The sequence below is a fragment of the Ramlibacter sp. genome (assembly GCF_036676645.1).
Taxonomy (GTDB): domain Bacteria; phylum Pseudomonadota; class Gammaproteobacteria; order Burkholderiales; family Burkholderiaceae_C; genus Ramlibacter.
Map to the genome: position 1 here is coordinate 1 of NZ_JAKFCM010000084.1, position 12,704 is coordinate 12,704.

Sequence of the window (12,704 nt, forward strand, 5' to 3'; positions counted from 1 at the left end):
GGCGCCTGCCCGCGCAGGCGCCCGCTCCATCACAGCAGCCACTGGCGCGCGTGCCGCAACACACGCCGCCGGGAAGGCGATGGAAGCGTCCTCCGCCAGCCCGGATACCGGCCAACGAGGTGGTGGTGCGCGCTGTCAGGTGCGCGCCGCCGTGATCGCCCAATTCGCCGGCGGGGAAGCCGGCGCGGGCAGCGAAGTCCTTGTTCTTCCAATGAATACGAACGTGCATCCCCTGCGCGCGCCAGCCTGCCTGATGGCGGCGGCCGCCGCATTCTCCGCGCCCGCCTGGGCGCAACACACCCTGAAGGAAACCGTGGTCACCGCCACGCGCACCGAGACCCGCGCCGACGACCTGATCAGCGACGTGACGGTCGTGGGCCGCCGGCAGATCGAGGCGTCCACCGCGCGCACGCTGCCCGAGCTGCTCGCCCGCACCGCGGGTCTGCAGATGAGCGCCAACGGCGGGCGCGGCAAGCAGTCCAGCGTCTTCATCCGCGGCACCGAGAACCGCCACACGATCCTGCTGGTGGACGGCGTGCGCCTCGGTTCGGCCACCGCCGGCACGCCGAGCTGGGACACGATCCCGGTGGACATGATCGAGCGCATCGAGATTCTCAAGGGACCGGCGTCGGCGCTGTACGGCAGCGACGGCGTCGGCGGCGTGGTGCAGGTGTTCACCCGCAAGGGCCGCGAGGGGTTCCATCCCCACGCCGCGATCAGCGCCGGCAGCTACGGGCACGGCACGGCCAGCGCCGGCCTGAGCGGCGGGAAGGGCGGGCTCGGCTATGCGGTCGGCGTGCAGCGCACGCGCGAACACGGCTTCTCGGCCACCAATGCGCGCGTGCCCTTCGGCAACTTCAACGCCGACGACGACCCCTTCGAGCAGGACAGCCTCAACGCCTCGCTGAACTACGACCTCGGCCGCGGCTGGCGGGTGGACGCCGGCGTGCTGTATGCGGACGGCATCAGCTGGATCGACGACGGCCCCGGTTTCGACTCGCGCAGCGCGGTGCGCGCCTTCGCCGGGCATGCCGGCGTCTCGGGCCGGCCGCTGGATGGCTGGCGCACCAGCCTGCGCATCGCCCAGGGCAACGACACCGCCAACAGCATCGTCGCCAGCTGGCCCGGGGCGTTCAAGACCGAGCAGCAGGAGTGGAGCTGGCAGAACGACATCGACACGCGCGCGGGCGTGGTCATCGCCGGTGTCGAGCGGCGCGAGCAGAAGGTCAGCGCCACCACCGCCTACGCGGTGCGCGAGCGCACCATAGCCGCCGTCTATGCGGGACTCAACGGCAATGCCGGCGCGCACAGCTGGCAGCTCAACCTGCGGCGTGACGACAACTCCCAATTCGGCGGTGAGAGCACCGGTTTCGCCGGTTACGGCTTGCGCATCGCTTCGGCCTGGCGGGTCAGCGCCTCGTACGGCACGAGCTTCGTCGCGCCGTCGTTCAACCAGCTCTACTTCCCCGGCTTCGGCAATCCGGCCCTGCAGCCCGAGAAGGGGAAGAACTACGACCTGGCACTGTCCTGGTCGCAGGACGGGCAGGCACTCAAGCTGGTGCGCTTCGACAACCGCATCCGCGGCTTCATGACCAACACCACGCTGCCGCAGAACATCCCGCGCGCGCGCATCGAGGGCTGGACGCTGGGCTACGAGGGCGGCTTCGGCCAGCTGGCGCTGCGCGCGGCGCTGGACCTGCTGGATCCGCGCAACGTGACCAACGGCCGCCAGTTGCCGCGCCGCGCGAAGAAGCAGGCATCGCTGGGTGCGGACTGGCGCCAGGGTGCCTGGAGCTTCGGCGGCAACCTGCTCGCCGTCGGCGAACGCTACGACGACGCGGCCAACACCCAGCGCCTGGGCGCCTATGCCACGGTCGATCTGCACGCGGACTGGCAGTTCGCGCCCGACTGGAGCCTGCAGGCCAAGGTCAACAACCTGGGCGATCGCGACTACCACACGGCGCTGGGCTACGAGCAGCCGGGCCGCGCCTACTACCTCACGCTGCGCTGGCAGCCGAAGTAAGCTGCAATCCATGCTCGAGATCGCCCGCGGTCCGCGCCGCATCGTTTGCCTGACCGAGGAAACCACCGAGTGGCTGTACCTGCTCGGGGAGGAGGCGCGCATCGTGGGCATCTCGGGTTACACCGTGCGGCCGCGGCGCGCCCGCGAGGAGAAGCCCAGGGTCAGCGCCTTCATCAGCGCGAAGATCGACCGCATCCTGGAACTGCGGCCGGACTGCGTCTTCGGCTTCTCCGACCTGCAGGCAGATATCGCCCGCGACCTGGTCCGCCGCGGCGTGCAGGTGACGGTGTTCAACCAGCGCAGCGTGGAGGAGATTTTCTCGATGCTCTACCAGGTGGCCGCGCTCGTCGGCCGCGCCGGCGAGGGCCTGCGCATCCTCGAAGGCATCCGCGCGCGCCTGCTGCAGATCGAGGCCGCCGGCCGCGCGCTGCCGCGGCGGCCGCGGGTCTGGTTCGAGGAGTGGGACGAGCCATCCATCAGCGCGATTCGCTGGGTGTCGGAGCTGGTGCGCATCGCGGGCGGCGACGACTGCTTCCCGGAACTGGCGGCGCAGCCCCTGGGCAAGGACCGCATCGTCGCCGACACCGGCGAGATCGTCCGGCGCGACCCCGAGATCGTGCTCGGATCCTGGTGCGGCAAGAAGTTCAGGCCCGAAAAGGTCCAGGCCCGCCCGGGGTGGGACCAGGTCAGCGCCGTGCGCACGGGCCAGTTGTTCGAGATCAAGTCGGCCGACATCCTGCAGCCGGGGCCGGCCGCCCTGACGGATGGCGTGGAGCAGATCCATCGCATCGTCCTCGCCTGGAGCCGACGGCATGACTGAACTGCGCGTGGCCCGCAGCGAACTCATTCTCGGCGGGCAGAAGAGCGGCAAGACCGCGCGCGCCGAGTCGCTGGCCGCGGCCTGGCTGGCACGGTCGCCGGCGCACCGGGCGGTGTACGTGGCCACGGCGCAGGCGCTCGACGCGGAGATGCGAGAGCGTATCGAGCGCCACCGGCGCGACCGCGCGGCGCGGGTGCCGCGCATGGAGACCGCGCAGGAGCCGCTGGAGCTGGCCCGCGCGATCGGCGCGCACAGCCGGGCCGACACGCTGGTGGTGGTGGATTGCCTGACGCTGTGGCTCACGGCGTGGATGCTGCCGGCGGCCGGCGGACTGCAGGCGGCACCGGACGAGCGGCTCGTGCCGGCAGCGATCGCGGCTGCCGCGGGTCCGCTGGTGCTGGTCAGCAACGAGATCGGGCTGGGCGTGATCCCCATGGGGCGCGAGACGCGCGCCTTCGTGGACGCGCTGGGGCGCGCCAACCAGCAGGCGGCGCTGGCCTGCGAGCGCGTGACGCTGATGGTGGCGGGCCTGGCGCTGGCGCTGAAGGGTCCGGCATGAGAAGGTTCTGGGCCGCCCTGGCACTGTCGCTGGCTCTCGCCGCGCCCGCCGCCCTGGCCGCCGTGCAGGTGACCGACGACCGCGGCGTCACCGTCACGCTGGAGCGCACGCCGCGCCGCATCGTCAGCCTGCTGCCGTCGCTCACCGAATCGGTGTGCGAGCTGGGGGCCTGCGGCCGCCTGGTGGGCGTGGACCGCTATTCCAATCATCCCGCCGCCGTGCGTGCGCTGCCGCAGGTGGGCGGCGGCATCGATCCGAGCATCGAGGCCGTCGTTGCGCTGCGCCCCGACGTCGTGCTGATGTCCACGGCCTCGCGCGGCGTGCAGCGGCTGGAGGCGCTGGGACTGAAGGTCGTCGCGCTCGAGCCGCGCACTTCGGCCGACGTGCAGCGCGTGATGGCGGCGCTCGGCCGCCTGCTGGAGGTGCCGGATGCACAGCGCGTGTGGCGGGCTATCGAAGCCGGGGTCGCCGCCGCGGCGCGGTCGCTCCCGGCCGGCGCCGGCCGCAATCGCGTGTACTTCGAAGTCAGCCGCGGGCCCTATGCGGCGGGCACGAGCTCCTTCATCGGCGAGATGCTGCAGCGCCTGGGCGTGCAGAACATCGTGGGGCCGGAGCTGGGGCCGTTTCCCCGGGTCAATCCCGAATTCGTCGTGCGCGCGGACCCCGATGTGATCCTGATCGGCGAGCGCAATGCCCAGGGCCTGGCGCAGCGTCCCGGCTGGGCCGGCCTGCGCGCGCTGCGCGAAGGCCGGGTGTGCGTCTTCGACGAGGCCCAGTCGGACGTGCTGGTGCGGCCGGGCCCGCGCATGGCGGAAGCCGCGCAGCTGCTGGCGCGCTGCATCGCGGCCAAGGGGCGCCCTTGAAGGCGGACCGCCGCGGGCTGTTGCTGGGCGTGGCGCTGCTGGCTGCGGCGCTCGCGCTGCTGCTGCTGGGCGCTGCCGTCGGCAGCACCGGCTTCGGCAGCGTGTTCGCAGCGCACCAGGACCCGGTGGCGTGGCAGATCCTGCGCGATATCCGGTTGCCGCGCACGGTCGGTGCCTGGGCGGCCGGCGCACTGCTGGGGCTGGCCGGCGCGGTGGCGCAGGGCCTGTTCCGCAACCCGCTGGCCGATCCCTATCTCCTCGGCAGCGCTTCCGGCGCGGCGCTGGCGGTGGCGGCGGTGCTCGCGCTCTTCGGCGCCTCGCCGTTCGCCACCCACTGGCTGGTGCGCCTGGGGCTCACGGGCGCCGCGTTCGTCGGCGCGGTCACGGGCGTGCTGCTGACGATCCTGCTGGCCAACGGCGTGCTGCACACCCTGCGCCTGCTGCTGGCCGGCGTGATCGTGGGCGTGGTGCTGGGCGCCGCACGCGACCTGGTGACGCTGGCCGCACCGGACATCCTGCAGGCGATGCAGTCCTTCATGCTGGGCAGCACCGGCTTCGTCGGTTGGGTGGCGTGCGGCGTGATGGGAGCGCTGCTGGTGCCGCTGGTGGCCGTGGCCTGGGCGCTCGGCCGCATGCTCGACGGGCTGGCGCTGGGCGAGGCGACCGCGGCCAGCCTCGGGCTGCCGCTGCCCTTCCTGCGCATCGTCCTGGTCGGCGTGCTGGGGCTGGCAACCGGTGCGGCCGTGGCGCAGACCGGCCTGATCGCGTTCGTGGGCCTGGCGGCCCCCCACCTCGTGCGCTCCGTCGCGCCCGTGCCGCACGGGCGCCTGGCGGTGCTCGCGGCGCTCATGGGCGGCACGCTGCTGATGGCGGCCGACGTACTCGCGCGCTGGCTGATCCCGCCGCAGGAGCTGCCGGTGGGGGTGCTGACGGCGGTCCTGGGCGGCACCTACCTGCTGTGGCTGATGCACAGGCGCGGCCGCCGGGGAGGGGCGCTCGCTTGAACGCACTGGAAGCACGCAGCCTGGGCGCGGCCCTCGGCCAGGGCGCGCACCGCCGGCAGGTGCTGCGGGACGTGGACCTGCGCGTGCCCGCCGCGCGCTGGACCAGCATCGTGGGCCCCAACGGCGCGGGCAAGTCGACGCTGCTGCGCGCGCTCGCGGGGCTGCTTCCGCATGCGGGAGCCGTGCTGCTTCACGGCCGCCCACTGGACGCCCTGGGTTCGCGCCAGCGGGCGCGGCAGCTCTCCTGGCTGGGACAGAACGAAGGCGGCGCCGATGACCTCACGGTGTACGACGTCGCCATGCTGGGCCGCCTCCCGCATCGCGCGTGGCTCGCGCCGCCGGCCGCAGCGGACCATGCCGCGGTCGAGCGCGCCCTGCGTGCCACGCAGGCCTGGGACTGGCGCGGGCGCCCGCTGGGCCGCTTGTCTGGCGGCGAGCGCCAGCGCGTGCTGCTCGCGCGCGCGCTGGCCGTGGAAGCCGGCGTGCTGCTGATGGACGAGCCCCTGGCCAACCTCGATCCACCGCACCAGGCCGACTGGCTGGCGCTGGCGCGCTCGCTGGCCGCCGCGGGCCGCACGGTGGTCAGCGTGCTGCACGAACTCTCGATGGCGCTGCAGGCCGACGAGATGGTGGTGATGGCGAACGGGCGCATCGTCCACCAGGGCGCATGCGGGGATGCGGCCACCCATGAGGCGCTCGCCCAGGTATTCGACCGGCGCATCCGCGTGCGGCCGCTGGACGGCCGCTGGATCGCCACCATGACGGAGTGACAGCCATGCAGATCGAAACCCCTCCCTCGGCCCGGCCATACGACAAGCCGGAGGGCGAGCGCCGCGGCCTGCTGATCGTCAACACCGGCGACGGCAAGGGCAAGAGCACGGCCGCCTTCGGGCTGGCGCTGCGCGCCCATGGCCGCGGCAAGCCCGTGAAGATCTTCCAGTTCATGAAGGTGCCGACGGCGCGCTTCGGCGAGCACCGCGCCTTCGAGCAGCTGGGCGTGCCGGTGGAAGGCCTGGGCGACGGCTTCTCCTGGAAGAGCCGCGACCTGGAGCATTCGGCGCAACTCGCGCGCGCGGGCTGGGACAAGGCGCGCGAGGCGATCCTGGGCGGCGCCTTCTTCCTCGTGGTGCTGGACGAACTGACCTATCCGCTGATCTACGGCTGGCTGCCGCTGCAGGACGTGCTGCGCACGCTGCGCGAGCGCCCGCCCGAAGTGCACGTCGCCATCACCGGCCGGCGCTGCCCGCCGGAACTGGTGGAACTGGCCGACACGGTGACGGAGATGGGCAAGGTCAAGCATGCCTTCAACGCCGGCGTGCCGGCGCAGCGCGGTATCGAGGATTAGCGCGTGGCGCTGCTCTTGTCCCTGTGGCTGGCTTTTGCCATCGATCGCTGGTGGGGCGAGCCGCCGGCACGCTGGCATCCAGTGGTGGGCATGGGCCGCTATCTCGGCTGGGCCGGGCGCCTGGTGGCGCCGCGCGAGCAGACTCCGCCGCCGCCGGCGGCGCGCAGCTTCGCGGCCGGAGCGCTGGCCTGGAGCGCCGGCGCGGTCGTCGTGGCCAGCCTCGCCTGCGCCTTGCAGGCGGGCCTGCAGGCGCTACCCGCGTGGGCCGCCGTGCTGGGTCTGGGGATCGCACTCAAACCGCTGCTCGCGTGGCGCATGCTGCGCGACGAAACAGCGGCGGTGGAAAGCGCCCTCGCCACCTCGCTGGCGGCAGGGCGGGAGCAGCTCGCAAGGCTGGTGAGCCGCGACGTGGCCCGGCTCGACGAGGCAGGCGTGCGGGAAAGCGCGGTCGAGTCGCTGGCCGAGAACCTGAACGATTCGGTGGTGGCTCCGGTGTTCTGGTTCGCCCTGCTGGGATTGCCGGGGGCTGCCTTGTACCGCTTTGCCAACACCGCCGACGCGATGTGGGGTTACCCCGGCGTCCGCGAGGGCCGGGTGTGGGACTGGGCCGGCAAGTGGGCGGCGCACGCCGACGACCTGCTGTCGTGGCTGCCGGCGCGCATCAGTGCGCTGCTGATTGCGCTGGCGCGACGGGGCTTTCCGTGGACCGCGCTGCGCGCGGAAGCGGCGCGCACGCCGTCGCCGAACAGCGGCTGGCCGATGGCCGCGATGGCGCTCGCGCTGGACGTGCGGCTGGGCAAGCCGGGGGCGTACGTGCTGAATGCGGGTGCGCGTCCGCCTGCCGCCGCCCACGCGCGGCAGGCGCAGGTGCTCGCGTCGCGCGCCGTGGGCTGGATGCTGGTGCTGGCCTCGGCCGGCCTCGCGCTGGGGGCCGCATGACCGCGCGCATCCATGGCGGACCGGATGCGGCAGGCGCCGCGGCCCACGACTTCTCGACCAATGCCAACGCGGCGGGGCCGTGCCCGATCGCGCTGGCGGCCGTGCGCGACGCCGACAGGGCACGCTACCCCGACCCCGCGTCCACCCGCGTGCGGGCGGCGCTGGCCGCCTTCCACGGTGTCACCGCCGGGCGCGTGCTGCCGGCCGCCAGTGCCAGCGAGTTCATCTTCCGCATCACGGCCTGGGCCGCTCGCCAGGGCGTGCGCCAGGTCGAGCTGCCGCCCCACGCGTACGGGGACTATGGCGCCGCGGCGCGCGCCTGGGGTTTGGCGGCCGGGGAGGAAGCAGGCCTCGTCTGGGCCTGCGAACCGTCCAGCCCTCTCGGCCAGCAGGAGCGATCCTTGCGCGAGCGGATCGCCGGCGGCGCGACGGTGGTGCTGGATCGTGCCTACGAGCCATTGCGCCTGGCAGGCGCGGCCTCGCTGGACCGGGCCGGCCTGGACCGGGTCTGGCAGCTCTGGTCCCCGAACAAGGCACTGGGACTGACCGGGGTGCGCGGCGCCTACGCGATCGCCCCCGCTGCCGCCGCCGCGGCGGCAGCGCAATTGCAGGCGCTGGCGCCGTCCTGGCCGCTCGGGGCGGACGGCCAGGCCATGCTGCTCGCGTGGTGCGAACCGGCGGTGCAGCAGTGGCTGGAGGCGAGCCGCGCGATGCTGCGCGACTGGAAGGCGCGTCAGCTGGCGCTGTGCCGCGAACTCGGCTGGACACTGCAGGCGAGCCAGGCCAATTTCCTGGTCGCCAGCCATCCTCTCCTGCCCACGGCGCTGGACCGCCTGCGGCGACGCGGCGTGCAGTTGCGCGATTGCGCCTCGTTCGGCCTGCCCGGCCGGGTCCGCCTGAGCGTGCAGCCGCCTGCTGCGCAGGATGCGCTGGCGGCGGCCTGGCGGGAGCTGGCGGGGGCCTTCCGATGACCGCCCGCTGCGTCATGGTGCTGGGCACGACCAGCGGCGCCGGCAAGAGCTGGCTCGCCACGGCCTTGTGTCGCTGGTATGCGCGCCAGGGGTTGAAGGTGGCGCCCTTCAAGGCGCAGAACATGAGCAACAACGCGCGCGTGGTCGGCGGCGGCGAGATCGGCAGCGCGCAGTACTTCCAGTCGCTGGCGGCGCGCGCGGTGCCCGACGTGCGCATGAACCCGCTGCTGCTCAAGCCGGAACGCGACACTCACAGCCAGGTGGTGCTGCTGGGACAGGTCGACGAGGCGCTCACCCGCGCATCGTGGCGTGGGCGCAGCGCCAGCGTGTGGCCCTGGGTCGCGCAGGCGCTGGACGAGTTGCGGCAGGACAACGAGGTGCTGGTGATCGAGGGCGCGGGCTCGCCGGCGGAGATCAACCTGCGGGGCAGCGACATCGTCAATATGCGCGTGGCGCACCATGCGAATGCCGCCTGCCTGCTGGTGACCGATATCGACCGCGGCGGCGCCTTTGCCCACCTGTACGGCACCTGGGCCCTGCTGGAAGAGGCCGACCGCGCGCGCATCCGCGGCTTCGTGCTGAACAAGTTCCGCGGCGACCCGGCGCTGCTGGCCCCGGCCCCGCAGCAGCTGGCGCGGCTGACCGGCGTGCCCACGATTGCGACCCTGCCGATGCTGTGGCGGCATGGACTGCCGGAGGAGGACGGCTGGTATGGCGGCGGCGGGGCGGCAGGCACGGGGCAGGGAAAGACCATCGCCATCGTCGCCTATCCGCGCATCAGCAACCTCGACGAGTTCCAGCCGCTCGCCAACCTGCCGGGCGTGCGCCTGGTCTGGGCCCGCACGCCGGGGGACCTGGCCGGTGCCGACTGGGTCGTGCTGCCCGGCTCCAAGAACACCACGGGCGACCTGGCGTGGCTGCGTGCGCAGGGTCTGGGCCGGGCCGTCGCCGGCCACGCGGCCGCCGGCGGCGCGGTGCTGGGCATCTGCGGCGGCCTGCAGATGCTGGGGGAAGCGCTGATCGACGTGCACGGCATCGACGGCAACGCCCCCGGGCTGGGCCTGCTGCCGCTGGTGACGCAGTTCGAGCCCGCCAAGACCGTTTCGCGCACCGAGGCGCGCTTCGGCGCGGTGACCGGACCCTGGAGTGCGCTGGCCGGCGCGCGCGTCGCCGGCTACGAGATCCACCACGGGCAGACCGCGCAGCATCCGGCGATGGCGCCGGCGCGCGAAGTGCTGGCGGGCGGCCTCGGCTGGCAGAACGCGCAGGGCAACGTGCTGGGCCTGTACCTGCACGGCCTGTTCGAGGAACCCATGGTCCTGCAGGCCCTGTTCGGTGCGAGCGCGCCGACGCTGGAAACCGTGTTCGACGGCCTGGCCGACTTCATCGACACCCACTTCACCGCCGGCGTGCTGGCCGGTTTGATCGCCTGACATGACCATGACCCTGCACATCGAAGACCTCCACGACGAGGCGCTGGCCGCCCGCCTGCGGCAAAAGCTGGATCGCAAGACCAAGCCGGTCGGCTCGCTCGGCCGCATCGAGAGCCTCGCGTGCCAGCTCGGTCTGGTGCTGGGCAGCGAGATGCCGCGCCTGCGCGACCCGCAGGTGCTGGTGTGCGCGGGCGACCACGGGCTGGCGAGCCGCGGTGTCTCGGCCTATCCACCCGACGTCACCTGGCAGATGGTCGAGAACTTCCTGGCGGGCGGCGCCGCGGTGAGCGTGCTCGCGCGGCAGCACGGCCTCGCGCTGACGGTGGTCGACTGCGGGGTGCGGCACGAGTTCGCTCCGCGCGCCGGGCTGCTGTCGCGCAAGATCGCAGCCGGCACGGCCGACAGTTCGCAGGGCGCCGCCATGACTGCGGCGCAATGCGCGCAGGCCGTCGCCAACGGCCGCGAAGTCGTCGCCGGATTGCCGGGCAACGTGCTGATGCTGGGCGAAATGGGCATAGGCAACACTTCCGCCGCCGCCTTGCTGCTGGCGCGACTGACCGGCGGGGCGCTGGCCGACTGCGTCGGTGCCGGCACCGGCATGGATGCGGCGGGCATGGCGCACAAGCGCGCGATCCTCGCGAAAGTGCTGCAGCGGCACGAAGAGGCGGTGCGGCCGCTGCAGGCGCTGGCGGCCTTCGGCGGCTTCGAGATCGCGACACTGGTGGGCGCCGTGCTGCAGGCGGCGGCCGAGCGCCGCGTGATCGTGGTGGACGGGTTCATCTGCGGCGCCGCGGTGCTGGTCGCCCGGGCGCTCGAGCCGCACGTCACGCAGCGCTGCGTGTTCTCGCACCGCTCGGACGAACGCGCGCACGGGCTGATGCTGCGCCACCTGGGGCCGGATCCCGCCACCCCCGCGCAGGCCCTGCTGGACCTGGGGCTGCGCCTGGGTGAGGGCTCGGGCGCCGTGCTTGCCTGGCCGCTGCTGCAGTCGGCCTGCGCGATCCTGGCGGAGATGGCGAGCTTCGAATCGGCAGGCGTTTCCGGCCGGAGCGCGGCGTGAGTGCGCTGCGCCACTTCCTGCTGGCGCTGCAGTTCTTCACCCGCGTGCCAGTGACGGGCCGGCTCGCAGGCTGGGTGGGCTACAGCGCGGCGATGCTGCGCGCGAGCGCGGCGCACTTTCCTGCCGTCGGCGCACTGGTCGGCCTGCTCGCTGCGGCCGTCGCCTGGGCCCTGCTGAAAGGGCTTCCGGCCGTTCCCGCCGCCGCGTTTGCGGCCGTGGTGTTCTCTACGATCGCCACGGTGCTGTTCACCGGCGCACTGCACGAGGACGGCCTCGCCGACGTGGCCGATGGCCTGGGCGGCTCGCATGAGCCGCAGCGGGCGCTGCAGATCATGAAGGACTCGCGCATCGGCGCCTTCGGCGCGATGGCCCTGGTGCTGGCGTTCTGCGCCAAGCTGGGCCTGCTCGCCGCCATCGCCGCCGCCGATCCGCGCGCGCTGGCAGTGGGGCTGGTGCTGGCGCACGTGGTCTCGCGCGCCTGGCCGCTGCTGCTCATGCGCTGGCTGCCCTACGTGGGCGAGGCGGATGGCAGCAAGGCCAAGCCGATGGCCGAATCGGTGGCGCCGGGTGCGTTGCTGATCGCGGCCGCCTGGACGGCCGGCGTGGCGGCGCTGGCCAGCTGGTTGCAGGGCCCGGTCTTCCTCGCCGTGGCGCTGCTCGCGTCGGCGCTGGCCTTCGCCTTCCTGCTGCGCCTGTTCGCCCGGCGGCTGCAGGGTTTCACGGGCGACTGCCTGGGCGCGACGCAGCAGGTGTGCGAGATCGCCTGCTATCTGGGCATCGCGCTGGCGCTGTGAAGCTCTGGCTCGTGCGCCACGCGCAGCCGCTCGCGGCTGCCGGCGTGTGCTACGGCGCAATGGACGTTCCGGCGGATGAGCAGGCCACGGCCGCAGCGGTGCAGGCGCTGGCGGACGTCCTGCCGCCGGGCCTCCCGGTGCGCACCTCGCCGCTGCGCCGCTGCGTGCAGCTTGCGCAGGCGCTGGGCGAGTTGCGGCCCGGGCCGGCCGCTCGCGCCGATCCGCGCCTGGCGGAGATGGACTTCGGCCGCTGGGAAGGGCAGCCCTGGCAATCGCTGGGGCGCACCGAGATCGATCGCTGGATGGCGGACTTCGCCCACCACCGCTGCGGCGGCGGCGACAGCGTCGCGTCGTTCATGGCGCGCGTGCAGGGCGCGGTCGAGGAGGTGCGTGCCGCCGGCGCCGACACCGTGTGGGTGACGCACGCGGGCGTGGTGCGTGCGGTCCGGCTGCTGGCGCTCGGCGTCGCAGTGCCGCGCCACGCGGGCGAATGGCCGGTCGATGGCCCCGGCTTCGGCCAGTGGGAATGCATCGACTTGCTTCGTTGAGGCGGGCTCAGGCGCGGTTCGAGCCGCGCGGCAAAAGGATCAGCTCGGGTTGGCGCTGCCCACCATCTCCCGCGTATCCAGGCCGTCGGAAGCTTGCATGACCCTGGCGCTCCGGTCCGAGGTGGCCCAGGGAGGCGCGCGGATGCAGGAGTCCGCAAGCTGTCGGGCTGCCGCGCAGCTGGTGCCGCATCGGGGTTAATGCTCCTGTGGCCGCCGGTAGCCCGGCGTTAAGGTTCAATTCCTCCGCAACTCCCCGGGAGCCCCGCATGTACAAGCGAATCCTGTTGGCCTACGACGGCAGCGATGCCGGCCAGAAAGCCCTGCTCGATTGCCGCGAACTCGCGC

General features: G+C 73.1%; 13 protein-coding genes and 1 pseudogene. All 14 read left to right on the forward strand.

All coding sequences use genetic code 11. The annotated features are described in order from the left end of the window. Positions 1-223: 223 nt before the first annotated feature. Positions 224-2,023: a TonB-dependent receptor domain-containing protein gene (locus V6M57_RS12120; RefSeq protein WP_332815250.1), complete on the forward strand. Its 1,800-nt coding sequence runs from the start codon at positions 224-226 to the stop codon at positions 2,021-2,023. Positions 2,024-2,033: 10 nt separating this feature from the next. After that, positions 2,034-2,843, forward strand: coding sequence for an ABC transporter substrate-binding protein (locus V6M57_RS12125; protein ID WP_332815251.1), 810 nt, complete (start codon positions 2,034-2,036; stop codon positions 2,841-2,843). After that, entirely contained in the window at positions 2,836-3,402 is a 567-nt protein-coding gene (locus tag V6M57_RS12130) for a bifunctional adenosylcobinamide kinase/adenosylcobinamide-phosphate guanylyltransferase (RefSeq protein ID WP_332815252.1), read from the forward strand. The genes V6M57_RS12125 and V6M57_RS12130 overlap by 8 nt, the downstream gene beginning before the upstream one ends. Then, positions 3,399-4,265, forward strand: a complete 867-nt coding sequence (locus V6M57_RS12135) for an ABC transporter substrate-binding protein (protein ID WP_332815253.1) — start codon at positions 3,399-3,401, stop codon at positions 4,263-4,265. Before V6M57_RS12130 ends, V6M57_RS12135 begins: the two co-directional genes overlap by 4 nt. Further along, complete coding sequence (locus V6M57_RS12140) at positions 4,262-5,269, forward strand: FecCD family ABC transporter permease (protein WP_332815254.1); 1,008 nt, start codon at positions 4,262-4,264, stop codon at positions 5,267-5,269. Before V6M57_RS12135 ends, V6M57_RS12140 begins: the two co-directional genes overlap by 4 nt. Next, positions 5,266-6,039: an ABC transporter ATP-binding protein gene (locus V6M57_RS12145; RefSeq protein ID WP_442968825.1), complete on the forward strand. Its 774-nt coding sequence runs from the start codon at positions 5,266-5,268 to the stop codon at positions 6,037-6,039. Before V6M57_RS12140 ends, V6M57_RS12145 begins: the two co-directional genes overlap by 4 nt. A 5-nt stretch (positions 6,040-6,044) precedes the next feature. Continuing rightward, on the forward strand, positions 6,045-6,614 hold the full coding sequence (cobO, locus tag V6M57_RS12150) for a cob(I)yrinic acid a,c-diamide adenosyltransferase (protein WP_332815255.1): 570 nt from the start codon (positions 6,045-6,047) through the stop codon (positions 6,612-6,614). A gap of 3 nt (positions 6,615-6,617) precedes the next feature. After that, on the forward strand, positions 6,618-7,553 hold the full coding sequence (cbiB, locus tag V6M57_RS12155; RefSeq protein WP_332815256.1) for an adenosylcobinamide-phosphate synthase CbiB: 936 nt from the start codon (positions 6,618-6,620) through the stop codon (positions 7,551-7,553). Beyond that, a complete protein-coding gene (locus tag V6M57_RS12160) occupies positions 7,550-8,524 on the forward strand; it encodes an aminotransferase class I/II-fold pyridoxal phosphate-dependent enzyme (protein ID WP_332815257.1) in 975 nt (324 codons plus the stop codon). Before cbiB ends, V6M57_RS12160 begins: the two co-directional genes overlap by 4 nt. After that, positions 8,521-9,957, forward strand: a complete 1,437-nt coding sequence (locus V6M57_RS12165; RefSeq protein ID WP_332815258.1) for a cobyric acid synthase — start codon at positions 8,521-8,523, stop codon at positions 9,955-9,957. Before V6M57_RS12160 ends, V6M57_RS12165 begins: the two co-directional genes overlap by 4 nt. Before the next feature lies 1 nt (position 9,958). Beyond that, complete coding sequence (gene cobT, locus V6M57_RS12170) at positions 9,959-11,017, forward strand: nicotinate-nucleotide--dimethylbenzimidazole phosphoribosyltransferase (protein ID WP_332815259.1); 1,059 nt, start codon at positions 9,959-9,961, stop codon at positions 11,015-11,017. Then, positions 11,014-11,811 carry an adenosylcobinamide-GDP ribazoletransferase gene (locus V6M57_RS12175; RefSeq protein WP_332815260.1) on the forward strand — a complete coding sequence of 266 codons (798 nt, stop codon included), beginning with the start codon at positions 11,014-11,016 and terminating at the stop codon, positions 11,809-11,811. The genes cobT and V6M57_RS12175 overlap by 4 nt, the downstream gene beginning before the upstream one ends. After that, the gene (locus V6M57_RS12180; protein WP_332815261.1) at positions 11,808-12,359 is read left to right on the forward strand and encodes a histidine phosphatase family protein; all 552 of its coding nucleotides are present in this window, start codon (positions 11,808-11,810) and stop codon (positions 12,357-12,359) included. The genes V6M57_RS12175 and V6M57_RS12180 overlap by 4 nt, the downstream gene beginning before the upstream one ends. A gap of 266 nt (positions 12,360-12,625) precedes the next feature. Then, positions 12,626-12,704 (forward strand): annotated as a pseudogene (locus V6M57_RS12185) (universal stress protein); the annotation flags it as partial.

Bases quoted from the DNA above. Each gene is read 5' to 3' on its own strand.
- cobT (WP_332815259.1), top strand. From the start codon at position 9,959: ATGACCATGACCCTGCACATCGAAGACCTCCACGACGAGGCGCTGGCC.
- V6M57_RS12130 (WP_332815252.1), top strand. From the start codon at position 2,836: ATGACTGAACTGCGCGTGGCCCGCAGCGAACTCATTCTCGGCGGGCAG.
- V6M57_RS12125 (WP_332815251.1), top strand. From the start codon at position 2,034: ATGCTCGAGATCGCCCGCGGTCCGCGCCGCATCGTTTGCCTGACCGAG.
- cobO (WP_332815255.1), top strand. From the start codon at position 6,045: ATGCAGATCGAAACCCCTCCCTCGGCCCGGCCATACGACAAGCCGGAG.
- V6M57_RS12165 (WP_332815258.1), top strand. From the start codon at position 8,521: ATGACCGCCCGCTGCGTCATGGTGCTGGGCACGACCAGCGGCGCCGGC.
- V6M57_RS12160 (WP_332815257.1), top strand. From the start codon at position 7,550: ATGACCGCGCGCATCCATGGCGGACCGGATGCGGCAGGCGCCGCGGCC.
- V6M57_RS12135 (WP_332815253.1), top strand. From the start codon at position 3,399: ATGAGAAGGTTCTGGGCCGCCCTGGCACTGTCGCTGGCTCTCGCCGCG.